Consider the following 4,039-nt stretch of genomic DNA (forward strand, 5'->3'; position numbering starts at 1 on the left):
GCAATATCCAGCCCTACAATGCTAACCTTCTCCATGGACGCTTCCTCCTCGTAGCGAATTTCGACACCGCTACCTTGGCACAGCGATGCCGTGAGGGGGCGTCCACACCATCAAGAGGGCCGCCGGCCCGAGAGGGCCGCCGGCCCGGCAGGGTATTGGCGATGCATGTTTGAGAAAGGGCGCGTTACGCCGCCCTCCGGTCATCGATTTCCATCAGCGCATCGAGCGGCACGCGGTAGGGCTGCATGGCGTCAAAATCCTCGCAATTGCCACAGTTCTGCACGATCGCAAAGGTGTCGCAGGCATCCTTGAGGATGACCCTGAAGGTGCCACCGAGGCCCGAGGGCACTTCGTAGGTCCCGCCGATGAGATAGTCCGAGGCCCGGCGCACGAAGACGCGGATGCTGTGGCCATCGGTGGCGAGCCGGATGGCCCCTCGCCCCCGGTCGATGAGCACCTGCACGTCATCCAGGATGTCGGTGTAAAACTGGCCGGTCAGATCGCGAAACGCCATGCGGCGCTGCGCCATCCAGTCGGTGTCCCGAAACGGGTTCATGCCGTCGGCGAAGGCGAAGGAGGGATCGGCCTGCTCGGTGGTAACGATACGGGTGGTCGTGCCATCGATGCCGTTTGAGCGCAGATGCACACCATTGCCGACGATGAGGATCAGGGCCGGCCTGTCCACGGGCCCGTTCCAGTTGGGCAGGAAGGTCTTGCAGGCACGCGCATGTGCGATTTGCGCCGCAACAGCGGAGGCAGAGAACTTGAGAATAGCCATGGGGATGTCTTTCTGTTCGGTTTGGAAGGGTCGACCCGCGCGGGCGGCATGGTCCACGCGCGGGTCGCGTGAGGACTCAGGCCGCTTGCGCGATGTCGCCGTCAGGCTCCGGGGTTTCCGCCGCGGGCTCCGCCTCATCACAGGCGACACCGGCTGTCTGCATCATGGGCGGGCACCAGGCGGCCACGGCAGCGCGCTGCGCGTCCGTGAGCGTGGCGAAGGGCTCGGCGAAGAGCTTGTCACAAAAGGCGACGATCTCCTTCTTGCTCGACGAGGCCAGCGTCACCGCCTCCTGGGCGAGACCCAGATCCTCGCCGAGGATCTTCAGGAGCCAAGCCTTCTTGAAGCGGTTGAAGAGCGCCGCATTCGGCGTCCAGTGGGAGCGGATGTCGGGCATGATCTCGATCTCGAACGCATGCATCAGGCTGTCGCGCTGGCGGTCCCGCGCGAAGCAGGACTGCGTGGTGCTGGCCGTGGCATAGGCCACGAGCTTGGCCTTTTCGCCTGCCTCCAGCGCGCGAAACGCCGCGAACTGATCGGCGGGCGCGCGGGTGTCATCGAGCCAGGAGAGGTCCAGCGCCTCATGCGCCGCCGCCACCTGCTCGAGCGAGGTTGCGTCGATCTCGTCCATCTTGGCATGGCTGCGGTATTCCTTGCGGGCATCGATCTTGATCGCCTGCGTGACACTCATGCCGCTGGCCAGAACGTCGCTCACCAGCTTGAAGAGCGTCAGATCGAGCGTAGCTTCCGGATGCAGCGCCATCGCGGCCCCAAGCGCCATGGCTCGCTCGGTCTTGAGGTCCTCAGCCAGTGAGGCCGGATAGGTGATTTCGCCGGCGTCTGGGGCCTCCTCCCCGGTCGGGCTAGCCGAGGAGCCGCGCGCGCCCTCCTTTTTGACGGTGTCTTCCGGGCGGACGAGGCCAACATGGAGGGTCACCTGCCCGCCCGACCAGGACGCGATTACCCCAGACCGCGCGAGGTCCTCGGCGCTGTAGGCCTCCTGCAGGTCGCGGGCTTCCTCTTCCAAGGCGTCCACGCGCTCGTAAAGCGCGTTGTAGGCACCGTCCTCGAGCCCCTCATCCTCCATCTCGAGCTGCAGTTTCTCAAGCTCGGCGGCGATCTCATCGATGCGTTTTTGCGCAGCCTCATCCGGTTCGATCGGGCCGGGATAGACGCGGCCGTAGTCGGCCATGGTCGCGTAATCATAGCGGACCATCGCATCGGCCCAGGCAAAGCCCAGCCTCATACGCGCCTCTTCGGCAGCGGCACCGAGCTTCTCGAGCAAGATGGTCTCGACCAGAGCGGCATCCTCGAGCACGGAATGCTCTTCCAGAAGGTCAGCGGCGACAGCGCCGCCGCGCGCCTCGTAGTCTTCGCGCACGAAAGCTCCGATATCGTCACTGACCTGCACGCCGCGGGATTTGAGCGCCTGGCGGACCGTATAGGCCTGCAGGTAGCTATCTTCCTTGGTGAGCGCCTCGAAGACTTCGCGCTGCACCTCCTGGCTCGGATGCTCCGCAAAGGCCTTCATCGTGTCGAGCGTGATGGTCTTAGCCCGGGCCGCAGCGCGAATGTCGGGGTGGATCAGACCGTAGCGCAACCGGCCTTTCACGGCCGCCACCGTGGTGCCGAAGGTCTTGGCGATCGTCTCGGGCGTCTGGCCGTCGACTTCCATCATCCGGGCGAAAGCCTCGAACTCGTCGATGGCGTTCATGGGGGCCTGGGTGATGTTCTCGGCGAGGGACAGCGCCGTCGTCACGTCGCAATCCTCGGGCACAAGGCGGCAGTCGACCTTGGTTTTCGCGGTGAACCCCTTCTCGCTCTTGTCCGCGACCAGCTCCTTCAGGGCTGCATGGCGCCGTCCACCGGCCAGCACGGCGTATTTGCCGTCGAACTTCTGGACGAGGAGCGGCTGCAGGAGGCCCAGCACAGCGATGCTGGCCTTCAGATGCGCGATGTTCTCGGGGTCATAGGTTTCCGGCGCGTTGCTGCGCACATTGGCGGCATGCGGGACGAGATCGCCGATAGCGACGGTGAGGGGGGCAAAACTTGTGGTCATGGGATATCCTTCCAGATGGGTTAGGTGTGGCCCGCGCCTCTACGCGCGGGACCAATCCCCGGCTTCGGGGATCACCACGAAAAAAGGCCCGCTTTGCCTTTTTTGGGGGCAGCGGGCCTTAGTCGTCTGAGATGTCACGGGGAGGCGTCCCCTGCCCTTCTACCAGTCGCGCGCCAGCATGACGGTCAGTACGCGCATTGTGGTCACGGGATTGCCCGGGGTCTCGGCCCCGTAGCGGAAATCCGAATCCGCTTCATAGAGATCGATTTTCCAGAACACGGTCTCGCCCCGGATCTCGACCGCTCCGAAATCATGCCATCCCTCGGGATCATTGTCCTGCTCAAAGGTGGTAAACTCACCGGTGGCTTTCACCGCCTCGGCCATAAAGCCGTCACCGGCCTCCATGAGCGAGCGGGTGACATGCATCCGGCCTTGGATGGGCTGCGCGGGCGGCACTCCAAGGCACGCGAGCTTGCGGAACGCGTCGTTCTGCGCGGCGATCACACTCGGATCCGGGCATTCTGTCTGGGGCTGTGCAGTGATGGTCATAGGGCTCTCCTTTGAGAAGTTGAAACACCCTTCCCAAAGCCTGCTTTTTCTTTTCTGCTTGGCGGAAGGACCGAAGCAGAAGGTGCCCTACCCGAACAGCCCCTTGGGTCTGTAATTCGGGTTAGGGATGGTTTCGATCCAGCCGCCTTGGTGCTTGATGCTCTCGAGCGCTGCCGAGAGCGGATAAGCACCCTCGGACGGGCTCCACCAATAGGCACCGCGCTTGAAGGTGATGATCTTGCGGCGGCCGTCTTCAAAGCAGGCCACCCGCAGCGCCTTGGGTTCCTTGCGTGACATGCGAGTCTCCGTTCTCCGTGTGGTCAGGCGGCCTCGGCACTGCGCCCTGCCCTGCCCACCTCCGATCTGGCGATCAGATAGTCGCAGGCGCGCTGCGCATCGGCGGCATGGCGGAAGATCGCACCCTTGTCCGACCGAAGAACGCGCAACCAGTTGTGGAGGTAGGCGGCATTCATCTCGAGCGTATGCGCCGTGAAGCCGAGCGTCTGACCCAGGAACACCGAGGTCAGTTCGGCCACATATCCTGACAGTCCAGCCCCATTCTGAAATTTTCCGGCAATGAGAACGGTTTTGGTCATGCCGCTACCTCCTCTGCATGGGGCTGCTGCGCATGCATCCAGTCGGCCGCCTGCTGC

The 4,039-nt window shown here is 63.9% G+C and carries 4 protein-coding genes and 1 pseudogene; all 5 read right to left on the reverse strand.

Going from position 1 to position 4,039, the window contains the following annotated elements; translation table 11 throughout:
- Positions 1-184 precede the first annotated feature (184 nt).
- Positions 185-778, reverse strand: coding sequence for a hypothetical protein (locus I6N89_RS25150; RefSeq protein WP_025042408.1), 594 nt, complete (start codon positions 776-778; stop codon positions 185-187).
- Between the two features lie 76 nt (positions 779-854).
- Positions 855-2,837: a ParB/RepB/Spo0J family partition protein gene (locus I6N89_RS25155; protein ID WP_028288611.1), complete on the reverse strand. Its 1,983-nt coding sequence runs from the start codon at positions 2,835-2,837 to the stop codon at positions 855-857.
- 159 nt (positions 2,838-2,996) lie between these two features.
- Positions 2,997-3,386 (reverse strand): DUF3768 domain-containing protein, encoded by a 390-nt coding sequence (locus I6N89_RS25160; RefSeq protein ID WP_028288612.1) that lies wholly within the window; start codon positions 3,384-3,386, stop codon positions 2,997-2,999.
- 87 nt (positions 3,387-3,473) lie between these two features.
- Complete coding sequence (locus I6N89_RS25165; RefSeq protein ID WP_017469169.1) at positions 3,474-3,683, reverse strand: DUF6330 family protein; 210 nt, start codon at positions 3,681-3,683, stop codon at positions 3,474-3,476.
- A 23-nt stretch (positions 3,684-3,706) separates the two neighbouring features.
- Positions 3,707-3,922, reverse strand: a pseudogene (locus tag I6N89_RS25170) (zincin-like metallopeptidase domain-containing protein); the annotation flags it as partial.
- Between the last annotated feature and the right edge of the window lie 117 nt (positions 3,923-4,039).

It is taken from the genome of Salipiger abyssi, assembly GCF_017311415.1.
Taxonomy (GTDB): Bacteria; Pseudomonadota; Alphaproteobacteria; order Rhodobacterales; family Rhodobacteraceae; genus Salipiger; species Salipiger abyssi_A.

Bases quoted from the DNA above. Each gene is read 5' to 3' on its own strand.
- I6N89_RS25150 (WP_025042408.1), bottom strand. From the start codon at position 778: ATGGCTATTCTCAAGTTCTCTGCCTCCGCTGTTGCGGCGCAAATCGCA.
- I6N89_RS25155 (WP_028288611.1), bottom strand. From the start codon at position 2,837: ATGACCACAAGTTTTGCCCCCCTCACCGTCGCTATCGGCGATCTCGTC.
- I6N89_RS25160 (WP_028288612.1), bottom strand. From the start codon at position 3,386: ATGACCATCACTGCACAGCCCCAGACAGAATGCCCGGATCCGAGTGTG.
- I6N89_RS25165 (WP_017469169.1), bottom strand. From the start codon at position 3,683: ATGTCACGCAAGGAACCCAAGGCGCTGCGGGTGGCCTGCTTTGAAGAC.